Here is a 15,086-nt window from a genome sequence, read left to right as displayed (position 1 = left end):
GGCGGAATAAGGGCTTTGCTGTCTCGATGTTCTATCTAGCAGAACGTCGTTCTAAAAAATGTGTGCGCATGATAGCGCAGGCCACTTGGCGAACCGCCCAGGGGTTTCACTGAGGGGGAGTTGGTGTGCGGTTGAGTGGTATTGGCGGAACGGACAGCAATCCGGGGCCGTTGCGCACATTGCAGTCGCTCGATTCAATGTCGAGCTATCGTCGTTTGTCCAACGTACGGAGTGGTTCCATGCGTGTCGAACGGGTTCCAGCGCGGCTCATTCATCTGATCGATCTATATCGTCGCGAGCCGGTGGCGAAATGAGGGAGGGGGCGTCGCGTTCCCGGGCGCGCTGGCTGCCTTCGCTCGTCTGGACCATTCCGCTCGTCGCAGCCTTGCTTGGCGTCGTGCTGATCGTCCGGTCGGCAAACTCGCGCGGTCCCACCGTCACGATCAGCTTTGCTGCCGCCGGAGGCCTCGAGCGCGGCAAGACCCGCATCAAATGCAAGTCCGTCGACATCGGCATTGTCCGCGCGATCAGGCTTTCTCACGACCTCTCCCGCGTGCTGGTTACCGTTGAACTCACCAGGGACGCGGAAAAATTCACCGCGAAGGACAGCCGGTTCTGGGTGGTGGCGCCACGAGTTGGCGCAAGTGGCGTGTCGGGACTCTCCGCACTGCTGAACGGCCCGTATATCGAAGCCGACGCCGGCCGATCGAAACAGCAGGCAAGCGATTTCGTCGGCCTGGAAGCGCCGCCCGCCGTGACTGTCGATGAAAAGGGCCATCGCTACCGGCTGCACGCCGAAACGCTCGGCGCCCTCGACGTCGGCTCGCCCATTTTTTACCGGAGAGATCGGGTTGGTCAGGTGATCGGCTATTCGATCGGCAAGGACGGGGCGAGCGTCAACGTCGACGTGTTTGTGAAGGCCCCCTTCGATCAGTACGTGATGACGAACACGCGATGGTGGCGCGAGAGTGGCGTGAAGGTGAAAATCGCCTCGAACGGCGTCAATATCGATACGCAGTCGCTCGCAAGCATCCTTGCGGGAGGGCTGGCATTCGAAGCGCGGCCCGATAGTCCGCCGCAGCCTCAAGCCCCCGACAACACGGCGTTCACCCTAGCTGCAAACCAGGCCGAAGCAATGCGTGAGCCGGACGGTTTGCCGCTGCGCGTGGTGATGTATTTCGATCAGTCGCTTCGTGGGCTCGCGGTGGGCGCACCGGTGGACTTTCAGGGAATCGTGATCGGCGAGGTAACGAACATCGGCATCGATTACGATCGCCGGGCGCGTACTCTCATCATGCCGGTGAGCATGAATGTGTACCCGCAACGCCTGCGGCGCCTTTCGCGCGGCGAATTTCCTGAAACGCACTCGATCGAGGGTAAAGCCGCGATGAAAGCCATGGTCGCGCGCGGCTTGCGCGGGCAACTGCGCATCGCCAACGTGCTGACGGGGCGGCTCTATGTGGCGCTGAGCCTGTTCCCGGAGGCGAAGCCCGCCAAGGCAGATTTCGATCACGATGTAATCGAATTGCCGACCGTGCCAAGCAAGGTCCTCGCGCTGCAAAACCAGGCCGGCGAGATGGCGGCAAAGCTCGACAAGGTGCCGCTCGATGAAATGGGCACGAACCTGAATACGTCATTGCAAGGCATGAACCGAAAGATGACGTCTTTGAGCAATGATGTCCTGCCGCCATTAAGCGACGCTCTGGACGCCACCCAGCAATCGCTTGCTGGAGCCGGGGTCTTCTTGCAGCAAGGCTCGCCATTCCATGTGGAGGTGCATCAGTCCTTGCAAGGTCTGACGCCCACGTTGCAATATTTCAACGCGATGGCGGATTACCTGGAGCGCCATCCTGAATCACTGCTTCGGGGCAAAAGCGGGCAATAAGCCCTGGGCGTAAATTTTTGCGCACAGGCTTATTGCCTATTCCTTCGCCCTCTGGGCAACCTGCGCAATGCGGTCGCGCACGACACCGATCGCCTGCTTCAGCGCGTAAACGTCCTGAAAATAGCGATAGGGAATCCGTATCCGGCTGGCATTCGCGTCGATGTTTTCGATCTCATCGCGCCATTGCGCAATTTGTGCGCGAGACGGCTCGCGGTTGTTCCACACTTCGTCTTCCAGCGCCTTGATTTCGCGGTACCAGACCACGAGCCGCTTTTTCATCCGCGCTTCCACCATGCGTGGCAATGCCTGAATCAGACCGATCAGGAGCGCCGCGAATGGCACGAGGATCAATAACCGCCGTTCAATCAGGCTCGCGAGCCAGAAGGGCAGATAGCGGTAAAGGAATGGCTGGCCGGATTTGAAATAGCGGATGCTTTCATCGGAGATCGGAAATTCCTCGGTGCGCAGGTTCGGAAACGTGCCAATCGGCGTGAAGTAATCTTCGCCGCCGTGAATGGTGTGAGCCGCGTCGAGCAGCAGATAGGCAAGCGCCGGATGCATCGTGTCTTTCGATACGAGCAGTGCCGTTGCCGCGAGCAGCGTGACGTCGGTGCGTGGCAGGTCCTCGGCGACACTGGTGGAGGCGCGCGGCAAGACAATTTTCGAAAGCGACGGGAATTTCTGAACCAGCGCGTCGGCCTGCGCGAAGTTCATCAACTTCAGGGTCTTGTTATTCAGCAGGGCTTTCTGCATATCGGCATCGGGTCTGCCAATGAAGAACGCCGCATCGATCTGGCCGCTTTGGAGTCCCTGATAAGCGGCAGGCGCATCCATTTGCAGCAGCGTGGAATTTTCGCTCGTGATGCCGCTATAACCGAGCAATACCTTTGCCACGTTGAGCAGACCGCTGCCGGGCACGCCCATGGAAATCCTCTTGCCGCGCAGTTGCGTCAGCCGGTCGACCGTGGTGTCGCTGCGATAGAACACCCAGATCGGTTCGTACGACACGGCAGCAATCGTCTGCAGACCGTCGGTTGCCTGCGGACTGGTCGTGCCCGACTGGATAAAGCCGACTTCATAGGCGCTATTCGGGTCCCGCAGCCGCTCATAGTTCTCCACCGAGCCGGATGAACTGCGGATGTCGAGTTTGATGCCTGCGCGCTTCAGGATGGGCGCATAGCGATCCGCAAAGCCGCGATAGATGCCGTTGTCCGCGCCCGTGGTGATGACGATGGTGTGCTGGAAGGCTGGGGCGATCACGCTCGCCAGTATCGCGCCAAGCGCCGCTAACAAAGCGATTGTCCCAAAGATCAAGAGGCGCCGCTTCGCCCGGGTCATGGGCGGTTTCTGGCTGCGATGCAGCGTGGGATTGGGTCTGGACATCCGTGACTCGCTTCTCCAGTTTTATCGCGTCAAGATTCGTGACAAACCGTGATTCGCTATGGTGGAAACGCTGGCAATACCCGTGATTCGAAACAAGATTATCTGGCGACAGATTATGGCGTATTTTTCGCTCGGCCTGCTCACGCTGCAGCCTGCCCTTTATGGCATTTCAGAGGTCGCAGCTGAATCAGGCCGATATGCCGATTCGCGAGTATCAAAACTGGCAAAACCAGTAACCCAGAAGCGAATCAATACCTTTTAAACGACCGAGCGCAACCACTCAGAAAACGCCGCAATGGTTCGCTCGCGCGGATGGTTTGGTCTGCGTACTACATAAAAGCCATAGCCAGGCAAGCTCAGTGGGAAGGCTTTTACCAGCGTACCGGCGGCGAGTTCGGGCGCCACGAGCATGTCGCTGAAAATGCCGATGCCCTGGCCTGCGATGACCGCCTCAATCGCATGCAGTTCCTCGCGGAAACTCAGGTGCTGCATGTCCTTGAACTCGGGTACGCCGCGCCACCTTCGCGCAGCCACGGCCAGCCATCGCTGCCACGTGGGTGGGTCACGGTCGGCCGGCCCCCACCAGGCGTGGACCAGGACATGCCTCGCGAGATCGGCGGGCCGCTTTAGTTCGCCTTCTAATAGCAGGTGCGGACTGCAGACGGGCCAAAAGGTATCGCTCACGAGTGCATCGACGATCCCGTCCGAGGGCGTTTTCCGGCAGGTCGCATAACGAATGGCGACGTCGCCATCGCCGGCCTGCAGATCGAGCACGGCATCGGTGCCGATCACTTCCAGCGGCACGTGCGGATGCAATTTCCGCCATGCCGGCAGTCGGGGCACCAGCCAGCGGCTGGCGAAGGCGTTGGTGGCCGTTACACGAAGGGGCTGCTGGTCGCCATCCCGTTTCACGGCCGCGATGGCAACTGCGAAAGATTCCAGTCCGTTACGCACGCCAGGGAGCAGCCGAGCGCCGGCTTCGGTCAGCGCAAGAGGCCGTGGCCTCCGGCGAAACAGCGCGCAGCCGCAGTAGCGCTCGAGCAGCCGGATCTGGTGGCTGATCGCGGTGGGCGACACGCACAATTCCAGCGCGGCCTTCTGGAAACTCATATGGCGCGCGGCAGCTTCAAAGGTGCGGAGCTCGACGAGAGGCGGCAGCTTGTGCATATGGGCAGTGTAGATGAAATTATTTCACCTTCAGCTGAATTCTTCGCGTTTGCTCCTGGGGTCGTTTCGATGGAGACTTGAAGCGAACTCGAGGAGAAAACGCCATGCTGCCAATTGGGTCCCTGGCCGAAGCCGCGGCCGAGCTTGCAACCACTTTCCGCGGGCAGCTGCTGTGTCCCACGGACGCTGGCTATGACGATGCGAGGAAGGTTCACAACGGTCTGGTCGACAAGCGGCCAGCATTGATCGCCCGATGCCTTGGCGTGGCCGACGTGGTGGCCGCCCTCGACTTGACCCGCAGACTCGGCCTCGAAGTCGCCGTACGAGGCGGTGGCCACAACGTGGCGGGACGGGCGACGATCGATGGCGGGGTGGTCATCGACCTGTCGCTGATGAAGGGAATCCGCGTGGATCCGCAGCATAGAACGGTCTGGGCGCAAGGCGGCGTCACCTGGGGCGAACTCAACCGCGAGACGCAGTTGCACGGCCTGGCGGTCACCGGAGGCGTGGTCTCCAGCACGGGCATTGCAGGGCTGACTCTCGGAGGTGGAATCGGCTGGCTGATGGGCAAATACGGACTGGCGCTCGATAACCTGCTGGCGGTGGAACTCGTCACAGCCGACGGCAAGGTCCTGCAAGCGAGCAGGGAGCAGGAGCCCGAACTGTTCTGGGCGCTGCGCGGCGGCGGCGGGAACTTTGGAGTCGCCACGGGTTTCGAGTATGCGCTGTACCCGGTAGGCCCGACCATCACCGGCGGGCCAATCGTCCATCCGATCGAGCGCGCTCGCGATCTGCTGGAATTTTTCCGCGATCGCACACGCGCGCTGCCCGACGAGCACACGCTGTTCGCGACGCTGACGCATGCGCCGGACGGCTCAGGCCTGCCGGTGACCGCCATGGTGACTTGCCACTGCGGGCCGCTGGCGGACGCCGAAACGGCCATGCGCCCGCTCAAGCAGTTCGCCGCGCCCCTGCTGGATGCTGTGGGGCCCATGCCCTACACGCAACTCAATGGCATGCTCGACGCCAACTACCCCAAAGGCGCGCTCAACTACTGGAAATCCAACTTCCTTGCTGAACTAAGCGATGCCGTGATCGACACCATGATCGATTGCTTCGCGCGTTGCCCGACGCCTATGGGCCAATTGCTGCTCGAGCATTTTCACGGCGCGGTCACCCGTGTCGATGTGAGCGATACGGCTTTCCCGCATCGCCGCGAAGGCTACAACTTCCTCGTGCTCAGCCAATGGATGCAGCCTGCCGAGACCGGGGCATGTGTGGCCTGGGCGCGTGAGACCTACAAAAAAATGCAGCCATTCTTCGCCTCCGGCCGCTACGTCAACTACCTTGATGACGACGAGGCGGGCGAGCCCATTGCCGCGGCATACGGTCCGAACTACCGGAGGCTTCAGCAGATCAAGGCCCGGTATGATCAGACGAACTTCTTTCGCATGAATCAGAACATCCGGCCGTTGCCTTGATGGCGGCCATTCGCATTCAGGCGGTTCAGCCGGGAGTTGGCGGTCAGCAGTGAAATCCCCAAGCCGTTCGACACGAGCGCGAAGACTGTCGATGGAAACGAAACCTAAAAGGCCACGTTGAGGTGGACGCGTTGCGCACCGATATGGGCATCAAGATCGCTGAAAATGGCGCGGCATGCCTGGTCGAGCAGAATGAAATCATGACCGAGGCGCAATGCAGGTCTCGTGAAATGGCGCAGCGCTTGTCCCTCGCCGGCTAGTGCAACTTGCCCGCCAAAGGGGAGGGCACGGCTTGGCGTGCCAACAGATGGCGCCGATGCGAGCGCGTATTCAGGCGCGCGAGCGCGGAAACCCGCGCGCCTTGCCCGGCGTTGCTCAGTCTGCCCGCACCTTGACATAACGGCCCGGTGCCGGCTCGAACGGCTCGTGCTTGCGATTCCCAAGCCGCGCGCGGGCCTTGACCCGGCCGCCCGCGTGAGTCGCCAGCCAACTGGCCCAATGATTCCACCAGCTCCCAGGCATTTCCTCCGCAGAAGCCAGCCAGCCTTGGGCGTCGCCGCCGAGATCGCCTTCGGCCCAATAACTGCGCTTGTTCTTCGTTGCCGGATTGATGACGCCGGCAATGTGACCGCTAGCCCCGAGGACGAAGTTCACGTCGCCGCCAAGCAGCTGCGTGCTGCGCCATGCCGATTGCCACGGCACGATGTGATCGTCCTGCGTGGCCAGCACATAGGCGGGCGTGTCGATCAGGCCAAGATCCACCGGCATGCCGCACATGCTCAGCTTGCCGGGCTCGCACAAATTGTTCTCGAGATACATATTGCGCACGTACCACGTGTACATCGGTCCCGGCAGGTTGGTGCTGTCGGCGTTCCAGTACAGGAGATCGAAAGCCGACGGCGTTTTGCCTTTCAGATAGTTGTTGACGACATAAGGCCAGATGAGATCGTTGGCGCGCAGCATCTGAAACGTAAAGCCGAGTTCGCGGCCAGGGTAGATGCCGCTGCGCCCAATGGTCAGCTCCCGCTGTGAAACGGTTTGCTCGTTGATGAAAACACCGAGATCGCCGGGATCGGTGAAGTCGAGCATCGTTGTGAGCAGCGTCAGGCTCGCGACCTTGTCTTCGTTGCGCGCACGCGTCACCGCCAGCGCCGACGAGAGGATCGTGCCGCCCACACACCAGCCGACGGTGTTGACCTTGTCTGCGCCCGTAATCGCCAGCGTGACGTCGATCGCCTGCATAACGCCCGATTCCAGATAGTCGTCCCAGCTCGTGCGTGCCAGATCGGCGTCGGGATTACGCCAGGAAATGATGAATACGGTTTGTCCCTGCTCGACCGCAAAGCGCACAAACGAGTTTTCGGGCTGCAGATCGAGAATGTAGAACTTGTTGATGCAGGGCGGCACGATCAGCAATGGCCGCTTCGCGACCTGTGCGGTTAGGGGTGCGTACTGGATCAACTGAAAGAGATCGTTTTCGAATACGACTGCCCCTTCCGATACGGCGACGTTGCGGCCAACTTCGAAAGCGGTCTCATCGGTGATGGAAATGGTCTTGCGAGCGAAGTCGTCTTGCAGGTTGGCGATGCCGCCCCATAGACTTTCGCAGTTGGATTCGAGCGCCGCCCGCAGGGCTTCCGGGTTCGTGACGCCATAGTTTGCCGGGCTGGCAGCATCGATGAACTGGCGCGTGAAGAACCGCAGCTTTTGCTTTTCCTTATCATCAAGGGATACTGCCTCGACGTACTGTTCGAGGAGGCGGGCGTTGAGCAGGTAGTTTTGCTTGAGAAAGCTGTACCAGGCATTGCTCGACCAATCGTCCGCCTGAAACCGGCGGTCGTGCCGCTCAGGGCTGATCGCAGGCAGCGTGTCCATGCCAACGGAGCGGGTTAGCGTGGCGGCCCACAGCGTCAACTGTTGTTGCAAGTATTGCGTGCTCGCGTCAAGTTGCGGACCCGGGAGAGCGTCTGCAACAAATGCGACGCCGGAGAACATCTTCAGGAACTCCAGCATCGCGTTGGACCACGCCTGAACGGCGCCTTCCGCCACATTGGGTTGAGTAATCATTTGCGCGCTCGTTGAGTATTTATCGATTCACCACGCTCAACTTGGCGCTACTGCGCTTCTGAAGTGATGTGGGCATGACGACGGCTTCGCCATCGATGACCACTTTTCCTGCCACCGTACACACGGTATCCAGAACAACGCGGCACTTGCCCGGAATCAGTTCGCGGACTGTCACGGTTGCCCGTACCGTATCGCCGGGCTTGACGGGCGCCTTGAAGCGCAGATTCTGCCCGAGATAGACAGTGCCCGGTCCCGGCAGCCGGCCAGCTATCGCGGCAGAGATGACGCTTGCAGTCAGCATTCCGTGTGCTATGCGGCCCCCGAACTGCGTGCCTTGCGCAAATTCTTCGTCGATATGGACGGCATTGTTGTCGCCCGACGCGCCAGCAAACAGGACAATGTCTGCTTCAGTGATCGTTTTTGCGAAGCTTGCCTCCATACCGGGTTTCAAGTCTTCGAAGTCGTAACCAGAAAGCTCATTCATGGGTTTCTTTAATCTAAAGGATGGGTATTCGTTGTTGCTATGAACAATACGACAATCCCGCATCATATTTTTATGATTGGACGCCAGAGTTTTGGTATTTCGTGACACTCGGTGTTAACACCAGTACGAGCCGGCAATCTGTCATCGTCATTTATATGACAAATCAACTATGTTCAATTGCGATGAAGATGTTGTTCGTATCGCGTCGCCAACGAATGCCGATGGGATCCGATGCAGATCGTGGACCAATCGCCTAATCTCGGCATCAGCCCGGCCTATAATGGCGAGGCAAAAAATCCGGAGTTGGCGATGCCGCGTACATACGATGAGATCATGTTCGACATCCAGAATCTGCAGAAAGAGGCGCAGGGAGCGCTGGAGCGCGAGCGCGCCGAGGCGATCGTGAGAATCCGCGCGGAGATGGCCAGGTTTGGCATCACGCTTGAAGAGGTGAGCGCAAGCGCTGAAGTCGAAAATCCCGTCGTCCGCCGCAAGCCTGCCACCGCGGCCGGGAAGGCGAGTGCAGCGGCCCCGAAGACGGCCGCCTCGACCGAGGCCGCACAGTTGGCATCCGCGAGCGCAAGCGCGGACAAAGGCAAGCTGGCTATCGATATCCTCGATAAAGCGGGCATCGACTTTCGTAGCAAGACACCCGAGCGGAATGCGCGGCGTAGCCCTCGGGTTGCGGCAACGGCCGCGAAACAGCCAGCGAGGAAGGCGGCAACCAGGCCCACGCAGGCAAAAAAAACCCGCCACGTTTGAATCTGGCGGGTTTGCTTCAAGGGGTGTCCTGGATGACGGGGCGATAGGGTAATTGATGGCAGCCAGAGCGGCAGCCGCGCGCGGTGAACTCCATGCGCCCGTTAGCGGCAGGGAATTCGCCGGCTCGCGGCAGCCCTTTCAGGACTCGTCCCATCCGTTGATGGAGAGCGCCTTGTCCAACAGGTAGCGCAAAGCCAGAAGTTCTTCTTCTTCCATGCCCTTATAGAGTTCCTTGTCCCGTCTCTCCATCGCCGGACCGACTTTTTTGAAAATCTTCCGGCCGTCAGCCGACAGCCCGATCACCACGCTTCTCCCGTCAACGTCGTTGCTTGTTTTCGTCAGCATTTCCTGGGCGATCAGGCTTTCCACGGTACGGCTTGCCTGGCCCTTGTCGAGATTGCCACGGCGGGAAATATCCCTGATGGTTTGCTGACCGAACGTCCCAACGACGCTGAGCACGATCGCCTCGGGGTAGCTCAGGCCAAGCCTGTCGCGCGCGACTTCGCCGCTCTTCTTGTCAGCGATCTTGCTTAAAGCCTTTAGCCGGTACGTCAGGGATTGATCGGGCGCTGCAGTGATTGCCATGACTACTCTCTGTTTGTGGACTTGACATTCAATCTGGCCTTATTTTACATGGACCCCATCGTGGCCGTTACGTTGCATGGCCCAGTGCGGGCGATCGAACCACGAGCTGCAAAAGGTTGATGGATCAATCATGAAGTTGAATCATCGACCATGACGAAGGCCGTTGCCGAGTGGTTGTCCTGCGCGCAACGCGATCGCCACGCGGTCATTTCAGGTGGCTACTGCGCCAGTCGCGCGGCGTCATGCCAAAGCGAGCGCTGAACCAGTTCGTGAATGAGCCCTGCTGCGAATAGCCAAGCAGGAGGGAGACCCGCCCGATCGGATAGCGTGGGTTATTCATGTAGCGCACAGCCAGCTCGGAGCGCACTTCCTCGATGAGTCGCGTGAAGCTCGTATCGGCGAGCCCAAGCTGGCGCTGCATGGTGCGAACGCTCAGATGCAGATGCGCGGCCACCCGTTCAACAGTGGCCTGCTCGAGCGGCAGCAGCAGGTAGATCGCCTTGCGCGCTTCGAGCGCGACGGAGCCGACGCCCGCCACATTGAGCGAATCGACGAGGCTCTCGGCATAGCGCACCAACTCAGGGTCGGCGGCGGGGTTCGGGTAGTCGAGGTCGGCGGCGGCGCATACGAGGCCATTGAAGTCGCTGCCGAACTCCAGCGGGCAGCCGAAGAAGCGGCGGTGAAACGTGAGATCAGCCGGCCCACGATGGACGAAATGAACGGAACGGGGTTTCCAGCGATCACCGAGCAGGGCGCTGGCGTGGCGCGCAAGCGCGCCAACAGCGAGTTCGATCGCCTGATTCGTCGGAATGCCCGGATCGACGACCAGTTCCTCGCGGATGGTCACCGTGTCACCCGCATCCTCGACATAGATCGCGAGGGCTTCGTTCAACAGATGGCGGTATTCGGCCGCGGCGAGCAGCACTTCGCGCAACGTGCGCTTGTGCGCGAGCAGCACGTTGATGAGGCCCGTGCCGAACTTCTGGCGCGTTTCGGCCATTCGCAGGCCAAAAGTCGGGCACGATGCCTTTTCGGCCGTGAGCTCGAGGACCCGGCAAGCGGCGGAGGCGGGAATGCGCCCGTCCGGATTTGCGAGCGCCGCGGCGTCGATTCCGGCTTCCTGAGCAAGCTCGACCGGGTTCAGCCCAGCCCGCCGCGCCACGTCGAGATATCCGCTCATTGCGCCCGCGCGCAGCATCGTTTCCATGATTACGTCTCCCCCACGCATCTGGCTTGCCGCCTGTCTTCATTCGGCAGCGGCCGCGTTTTCGCATGGATTGGTGTTAACGCCTGGTGGCACGAAGCCCTAAAACGATGGCGTCCAATCATAAAAGTGTATCGCGATTCAGGCGTATCTTGCCATCGCCATGGGTCAGTCATGTTCCGGGTGTTTCATGCGACCAGCCGCGGCGCGAAATGCCGGGACACCCATATCGAAGAACACGATGCAATTCTCGGCGGGCTGGTGACGGCCCAGCCAGTATCGATAACCTGCCGCCATTTTTCCGATGTGCAGCATGTCACAACAGCGCCCGACCTCGAGCGCGACGTAAGGAGACCCAAGATGCTTACCACGCATGCCGAGCCCATTGCGGGCGATTTTTCGGTGAAACAAACGAACGTGCGCACATATGCGTGGGTCGTGTTCGCCTTGACCGTCGGGTTGCTGCTTTCCGATTACATGTCACGGCAGGTGTTGAATGCCGTATTCCCGCTGCTCAAGACGACATGGCACCTCTCGGACACCCGGCTCGGCTCGCTGAGCAGTGTGGTCGCGCTGATGGTGGGCGTGCTCACCTTTCCGCTTTCGGTGCTGGCCGACCGCTGGGGCCGCGTGAAGAGCATCGCCCTGATGGCGGCCATGTGGAGCCTCGCGACGCTCGGCTGTGCGCTCTCGACCAACTATGGCGAAATGCTCCTCGCGCGCGCCTTTGTCGGTATTGGCGAAGCCGCCTATGGCAGCGTCGGAATCGCGGTGGTCCTAAGTATTTTCCCGGCGCGGCTGCGCTCCACGATCACCGGCGCCTTTATGGCGGGCGGCGCGTTCGGCTCGGTGCTGGGCATGGCGCTCGGTGGTGCGGTTGCGGCTCATCTCGGCTGGCGCGCCTCGTTTGGCGCGATGGCGGCCATGGGGATCGTGCTGGTCGGTCTCTATCGTATCGTTGTCACCGAAAAGCGGCTTGCGCCGCTGCAGCTGGAAAGCGTGGGCAGGCAAGCGCAGGACATCGGTATGCGCACGAGCTTGCGCGCGTTGATGAAGGGGCTGTTTTCCACGCGTTCGGTCGTATGTGCCTATGTGGGCAGCGGCGTTCATCTGCTGGTTCCGGCCGCCATCTGGAGCTGGATGCCGAGCTTCCTGAACCGCTACTACGGCATGGCCACCGGCAAGGCTGCCGTGACTGCCGCGGCGTTCGTCCTGGTGACGGGCCTCGGCATGGTGGTGTGCGGGAACCTTGCGGACCGCTTCAGCAGGCACGTCGGCGAACGGAAATGGAGCATCGCGATAGCGTACTGCCTGATCTGCTTCGCACTGCTCGCAATTGGCTTGCGCATGCCGGCAGGTCCGGCGCAACTCGCCATGATCGGCGCCGGCATGTTCTTCTGCGCAGGCGCGGCCGGCCCCTCGGGCGCGATGGTGGCGAACCTCACGCCGCCGTCGATCCACGCCTCAGCGTTTGCCACGCTGACGCTGGCTAACAACCTGCTGGGGCTCGCGCCCGCCGCCGTGCTGACCGGCTTCATGGCCGATCGCATCGGGTTGCTCGGTGCGCTGCAGCTCGTGCCATTCGCGCCGCTGGTTGCAGCAGCCGTGTTCCTGATCGGCAGGCGCAATTACGTCGTCGATCTCGATCGCGTGAACAGGTTGCGCGAAGAGGCCGTGCGCTAAATGTGATTGATTTTGCAACTGTATAATTGATTTAACATCGTGTTTTTAAAAGTTGCACGAGAACACTTCTCGTAGTCATGGGTGCCGCCGCGTGCCTTGCAATTCAAGCAAATGCAGATCAGGGAAAGACGCCTGGGGCAGGGACGAGCCAGTTCCGCCACAGGCGAATTGCTTTTTGCGTCCGAGTAAAAGACAAGAGATTCGACATCGCGCAAAACAGAGCGCTTGCATGAATCTACCGGGCGGCGTAATGGCCGGCTGGATTACCGCGTTTCACCCAGCAGCAATAACCACAGGAGTATGTAATGAACACGACTACGAAGACCCTCAGCCTGGCGCTCTGCGCACTGCTCGCCGCAGCGGCCCTGAACGCGTCGGCCCAAACCTCGGCCAGCGCACCTGGCACTGCGGCTGCGACGGCGTCCAGCACAGCGGCGCCCGCTGCACCAGGCAACACCAAGCTGCGCCGTGCGGTGTACGCGGCGATTGCGAGGCACAAGGAGATCCACGGCGGCAGTATTGGTGTCACCGCGAAGAATGGGGCGGTGACGCTGAATGGCTCGGTTACGGATGCCGCACAGGTCGAGCAGGTCGCTGAGATCGCCAGGGGCGTTCCCGGCGTGACCTCGGTGACAAACAAGCTGACGGTCCAGAAGCCCCTGGGCGGTATGTAAGCATGCAAGGCACGCCGCAGGCTGTAGCCTGCCGGCGGGCCATGCAGATTGGTGGCGGAAGTGGATCGGGTCCGACGTTTCGTGGATGCGCGCTACAAGATCGTGGGCGGCGCAGAAACGACAAAGCAGAAAATGACAAAGCCGCCTTTCGGCGGCTTCGGGTTGAGCGGATACGTCTTAGAAGGTATGGCGCATGCCGATGTTGAAGGCCGTGGTGTTTTTGCCCGGGGCTACAGGCGTTCCATAAATAAGTTCCTGGTTCATCTGGCCGCGGTTGGACACGTAGCCAGCCTGCGCATAAATCAGCGTGCGCTTCGATACGTTGTAGTCGGCGCCGATTGCGTAGGCGGTCGACTGGTTCGAGTTGTTCTTGTTGTCCTTCAGGTAGTAGACGCCCGAGGTGAAATTGAGCGCCGGGGAGAAGCGGTAGCCAAGACCGCCAGTCCACATGTCGAAGTCACCGGAGACCACAAATGCCTTCGGTACCCCATTCGGGTTGGCCGGATTGCGCCCGTTGCTGAACGAACCGGAGATCGAGATGCCGTGCCACGTGTATTTCGCGCCAAAATAGACGAAGCGGTTGTTGTTCAGGCCGGTCGGCTGGATGCCGGTCGTGGCAGTCGCAGGGTTACCGAGCGAGGCATACGAGTACGGGTTGGCATCGTGTCCGTTGTAGTAGACGGCATCGGCGTTCAGACCAAAGCCCGAATACTTGAGCACGGCCGACTCGCGCGTGCCGCCTTGAGCCTGCCCCGCCACGCCGCCGGGAGCAAACTCGAGTGCAGCGGACACACCGTAAAACGACGGCGAGTTGTAGACGATCGCATTGTCGTCATACAGTGCGCCAATCTGGCCGTTCGTGTTGCTTCCGGTCCAGCCCGACATCGTGTTCATGGTCAGCCAGGCGGTCAGGACGCTGCCGAAGTACTGCGCATTGCGCACGTCCGTTTCGGCCATTGCATAGGCCATCGGAGCGAACTGACGGCCAAAATCGATCTTGCCGAACGGACCCGACACGCCGACGGACGTGACCTGGGTGAACATCGCGGTTCCAGTGGGCGTGCCGGTCTTCTGCGACTGGCCCGTGGAACTGTTGAACGCGCCCTGAAGCTTGAAGTTGACGGCGTATCCGCCACCAAGGTCTTCCGAGCCCTTCATGCCAAAGATGCTCGAGTAAATGCCACCGTCCTTGAGCTGGACCACATGACCTGCGTTGCCGTTTATTTTGGTGTTCGGCAGGAAGGGCGCCGCTGCGTACGATGCCGACGTGCTCTGGTAAAGCAAACCAGAGTCCACGACTCCGTAAAGCGTCACCGACGATTGCGCGTGTGCTGCGCCTGCAAATGCGAAAATGGCCGCGGCGCACGTGATTCTCAACTTCATGTGGTCTCCTGCGTAACTATGTTCTATCACCCGGGTGACAGCGCTCAAAAAAGATGACGCTGCAACTGATTAAGAAGGATACGTGCGAGCGTACAAATCCTTCCCCCCATCAGTGGGTGGGCGGGTTTTCCGTAATTCCGTGACGTGGTATAAGCCGGAAAGCCTTGCGGGTCGGACTTCCGGGCCCGATCAGCAGGCGCTTTTCAGGTCCATGACACCGGGTGACGTCCTATTCGCGTTGCATCCTGTTGACAAAATCATGGAGTCCCGCTCGATTCGGTATTAGATTGATATGTCATCTATCGAGAGGCTAATCGTTCAACGTTTG

The 15,086-nt window shown here is 60.5% G+C and carries 14 protein-coding genes; 6 read left to right on the top strand and 8 right to left on the bottom strand.

Translation table 11 applies throughout. The features are described 5' to 3' along the window. Positions 1 to 310: 310 nt before the first annotated feature. Positions 311 to 1,885, top strand: coding sequence for an intermembrane transport protein PqiB (locus P5W98_RS33175; protein ID WP_421028644.1), 1,575 nt, complete (start codon positions 311 to 313; stop codon positions 1,883 to 1,885). A gap of 36 nt (positions 1,886 to 1,921) precedes the next feature. On the opposite strand, the gene P5W98_RS33170 is transcribed toward P5W98_RS33175, so the two are convergent. Further along, positions 1,922 to 3,223, bottom strand: a complete 1,302-nt coding sequence (locus tag P5W98_RS33170) for a TAXI family TRAP transporter solute-binding subunit (RefSeq protein WP_421028796.1) — start codon at positions 3,221 to 3,223, stop codon at positions 1,922 to 1,924. 103 nt (positions 3,224 to 3,326) lie between these two features. On the opposite strand from P5W98_RS33170, the gene P5W98_RS33165 reads away from it, so the two are divergent. Continuing rightward, a complete protein-coding gene (locus P5W98_RS33165) occupies positions 3,327 to 3,530 on the top strand; it encodes a hypothetical protein (RefSeq protein WP_421028643.1) in 204 nt (67 codons plus the stop codon). Here P5W98_RS33165 and P5W98_RS33160 read toward each other — a convergent pair. Beyond that, on the bottom strand, positions 3,527 to 4,435 hold the full coding sequence (locus P5W98_RS33160) for a LysR substrate-binding domain-containing protein (RefSeq protein ID WP_421028642.1): 909 nt from the start codon (positions 4,433 to 4,435) through the stop codon (positions 3,527 to 3,529). The two genes, P5W98_RS33165 and P5W98_RS33160, sit on opposite strands and share 4 nt — an antisense overlap. Positions 4,436 to 4,539: 104 nt before the next feature. On the opposite strand from P5W98_RS33160, the gene P5W98_RS33155 reads away from it, so the two are divergent. Next, positions 4,540 to 5,916 (top strand): FAD-binding oxidoreductase, encoded by a 1,377-nt coding sequence (locus P5W98_RS33155; protein WP_421028641.1) that lies wholly within the window; start codon positions 4,540 to 4,542, stop codon positions 5,914 to 5,916. 375 nt (positions 5,917 to 6,291) lie between these two features. Here the strand turns inward: P5W98_RS33155 and phaC are convergent, their stop codons facing one another. Beyond that, entirely contained in the window at positions 6,292 to 7,929 is a 1,638-nt protein-coding gene (gene phaC / locus P5W98_RS33150) for a class I poly(R)-hydroxyalkanoic acid synthase (protein ID WP_421074018.1), read from the bottom strand. A gap of 73 nt (positions 7,930 to 8,002) precedes the next feature. After that, complete coding sequence (locus P5W98_RS33145) at positions 8,003 to 8,467, bottom strand: MaoC family dehydratase (RefSeq protein WP_421028640.1); 465 nt, start codon at positions 8,465 to 8,467, stop codon at positions 8,003 to 8,005. Positions 8,468 to 8,698: 231 nt separating this feature from the next. Between P5W98_RS33145 and P5W98_RS33140 the strand changes: the two genes are divergently transcribed. After that, positions 8,699 to 9,229: a hypothetical protein gene (locus P5W98_RS33140; RefSeq protein ID WP_421028639.1), complete on the top strand. Its 531-nt coding sequence runs from the start codon at positions 8,699 to 8,701 to the stop codon at positions 9,227 to 9,229. Between the two features lie 138 nt (positions 9,230 to 9,367). Here P5W98_RS33140 and P5W98_RS33135 read toward each other — a convergent pair whose 3' ends face one another. The 3 genes from P5W98_RS33135 to P5W98_RS33125 form a co-directional block, all read right to left on the bottom strand. Further along, the gene (locus P5W98_RS33135; RefSeq protein WP_421028638.1) at positions 9,368 to 9,814 is read right to left on the bottom strand and encodes a MarR family winged helix-turn-helix transcriptional regulator; all 447 of its coding nucleotides are present in this window, start codon (positions 9,812 to 9,814) and stop codon (positions 9,368 to 9,370) included. Positions 9,815 to 10,019: 205 nt separating this feature from the next. Further along, complete coding sequence (locus tag P5W98_RS33130; protein ID WP_421028637.1) at positions 10,020 to 11,021, bottom strand: AraC family transcriptional regulator; 1,002 nt, start codon at positions 11,019 to 11,021, stop codon at positions 10,020 to 10,022. A 165-nt stretch (positions 11,022 to 11,186) separates the two neighbouring features. After that, the gene (locus P5W98_RS33125) at positions 11,187 to 11,333 is read right to left on the bottom strand and encodes a hypothetical protein (protein ID WP_421028636.1); all 147 of its coding nucleotides are present in this window, start codon (positions 11,331 to 11,333) and stop codon (positions 11,187 to 11,189) included. A 45-nt stretch (positions 11,334 to 11,378) separates the two neighbouring features. Between P5W98_RS33125 and P5W98_RS33120 the strand changes: the two genes are divergently transcribed. Beyond that, positions 11,379 to 12,701 (top strand): MFS transporter, encoded by a 1,323-nt coding sequence (locus P5W98_RS33120; RefSeq protein WP_421028635.1) that lies wholly within the window; start codon positions 11,379 to 11,381, stop codon positions 12,699 to 12,701. Between the two features lie 305 nt (positions 12,702 to 13,006). Next, positions 13,007 to 13,375: a BON domain-containing protein gene (locus tag P5W98_RS33115; protein ID WP_421028634.1), complete on the top strand. Its 369-nt coding sequence runs from the start codon at positions 13,007 to 13,009 to the stop codon at positions 13,373 to 13,375. Between the two features lie 177 nt (positions 13,376 to 13,552). On the opposite strand, the gene P5W98_RS33110 is transcribed toward P5W98_RS33115, so the two are convergent. Then, a complete protein-coding gene (locus tag P5W98_RS33110) occupies positions 13,553 to 14,758 on the bottom strand; it encodes a porin (RefSeq protein ID WP_421028633.1) in 1,206 nt (401 codons plus the stop codon). Positions 14,759 to 15,086: the final 328 nt, after the last annotated feature.

It is taken from the genome of Paraburkholderia sp. A1BS-2L (assembly GCF_051125205.1).
GTDB lineage: Bacteria > Pseudomonadota > Gammaproteobacteria > Burkholderiales > Burkholderiaceae > Paraburkholderia.
Note: the sequence above shows the minus strand (reverse complement) of the source record. Positions and strands in the feature narration are given on the sequence as shown.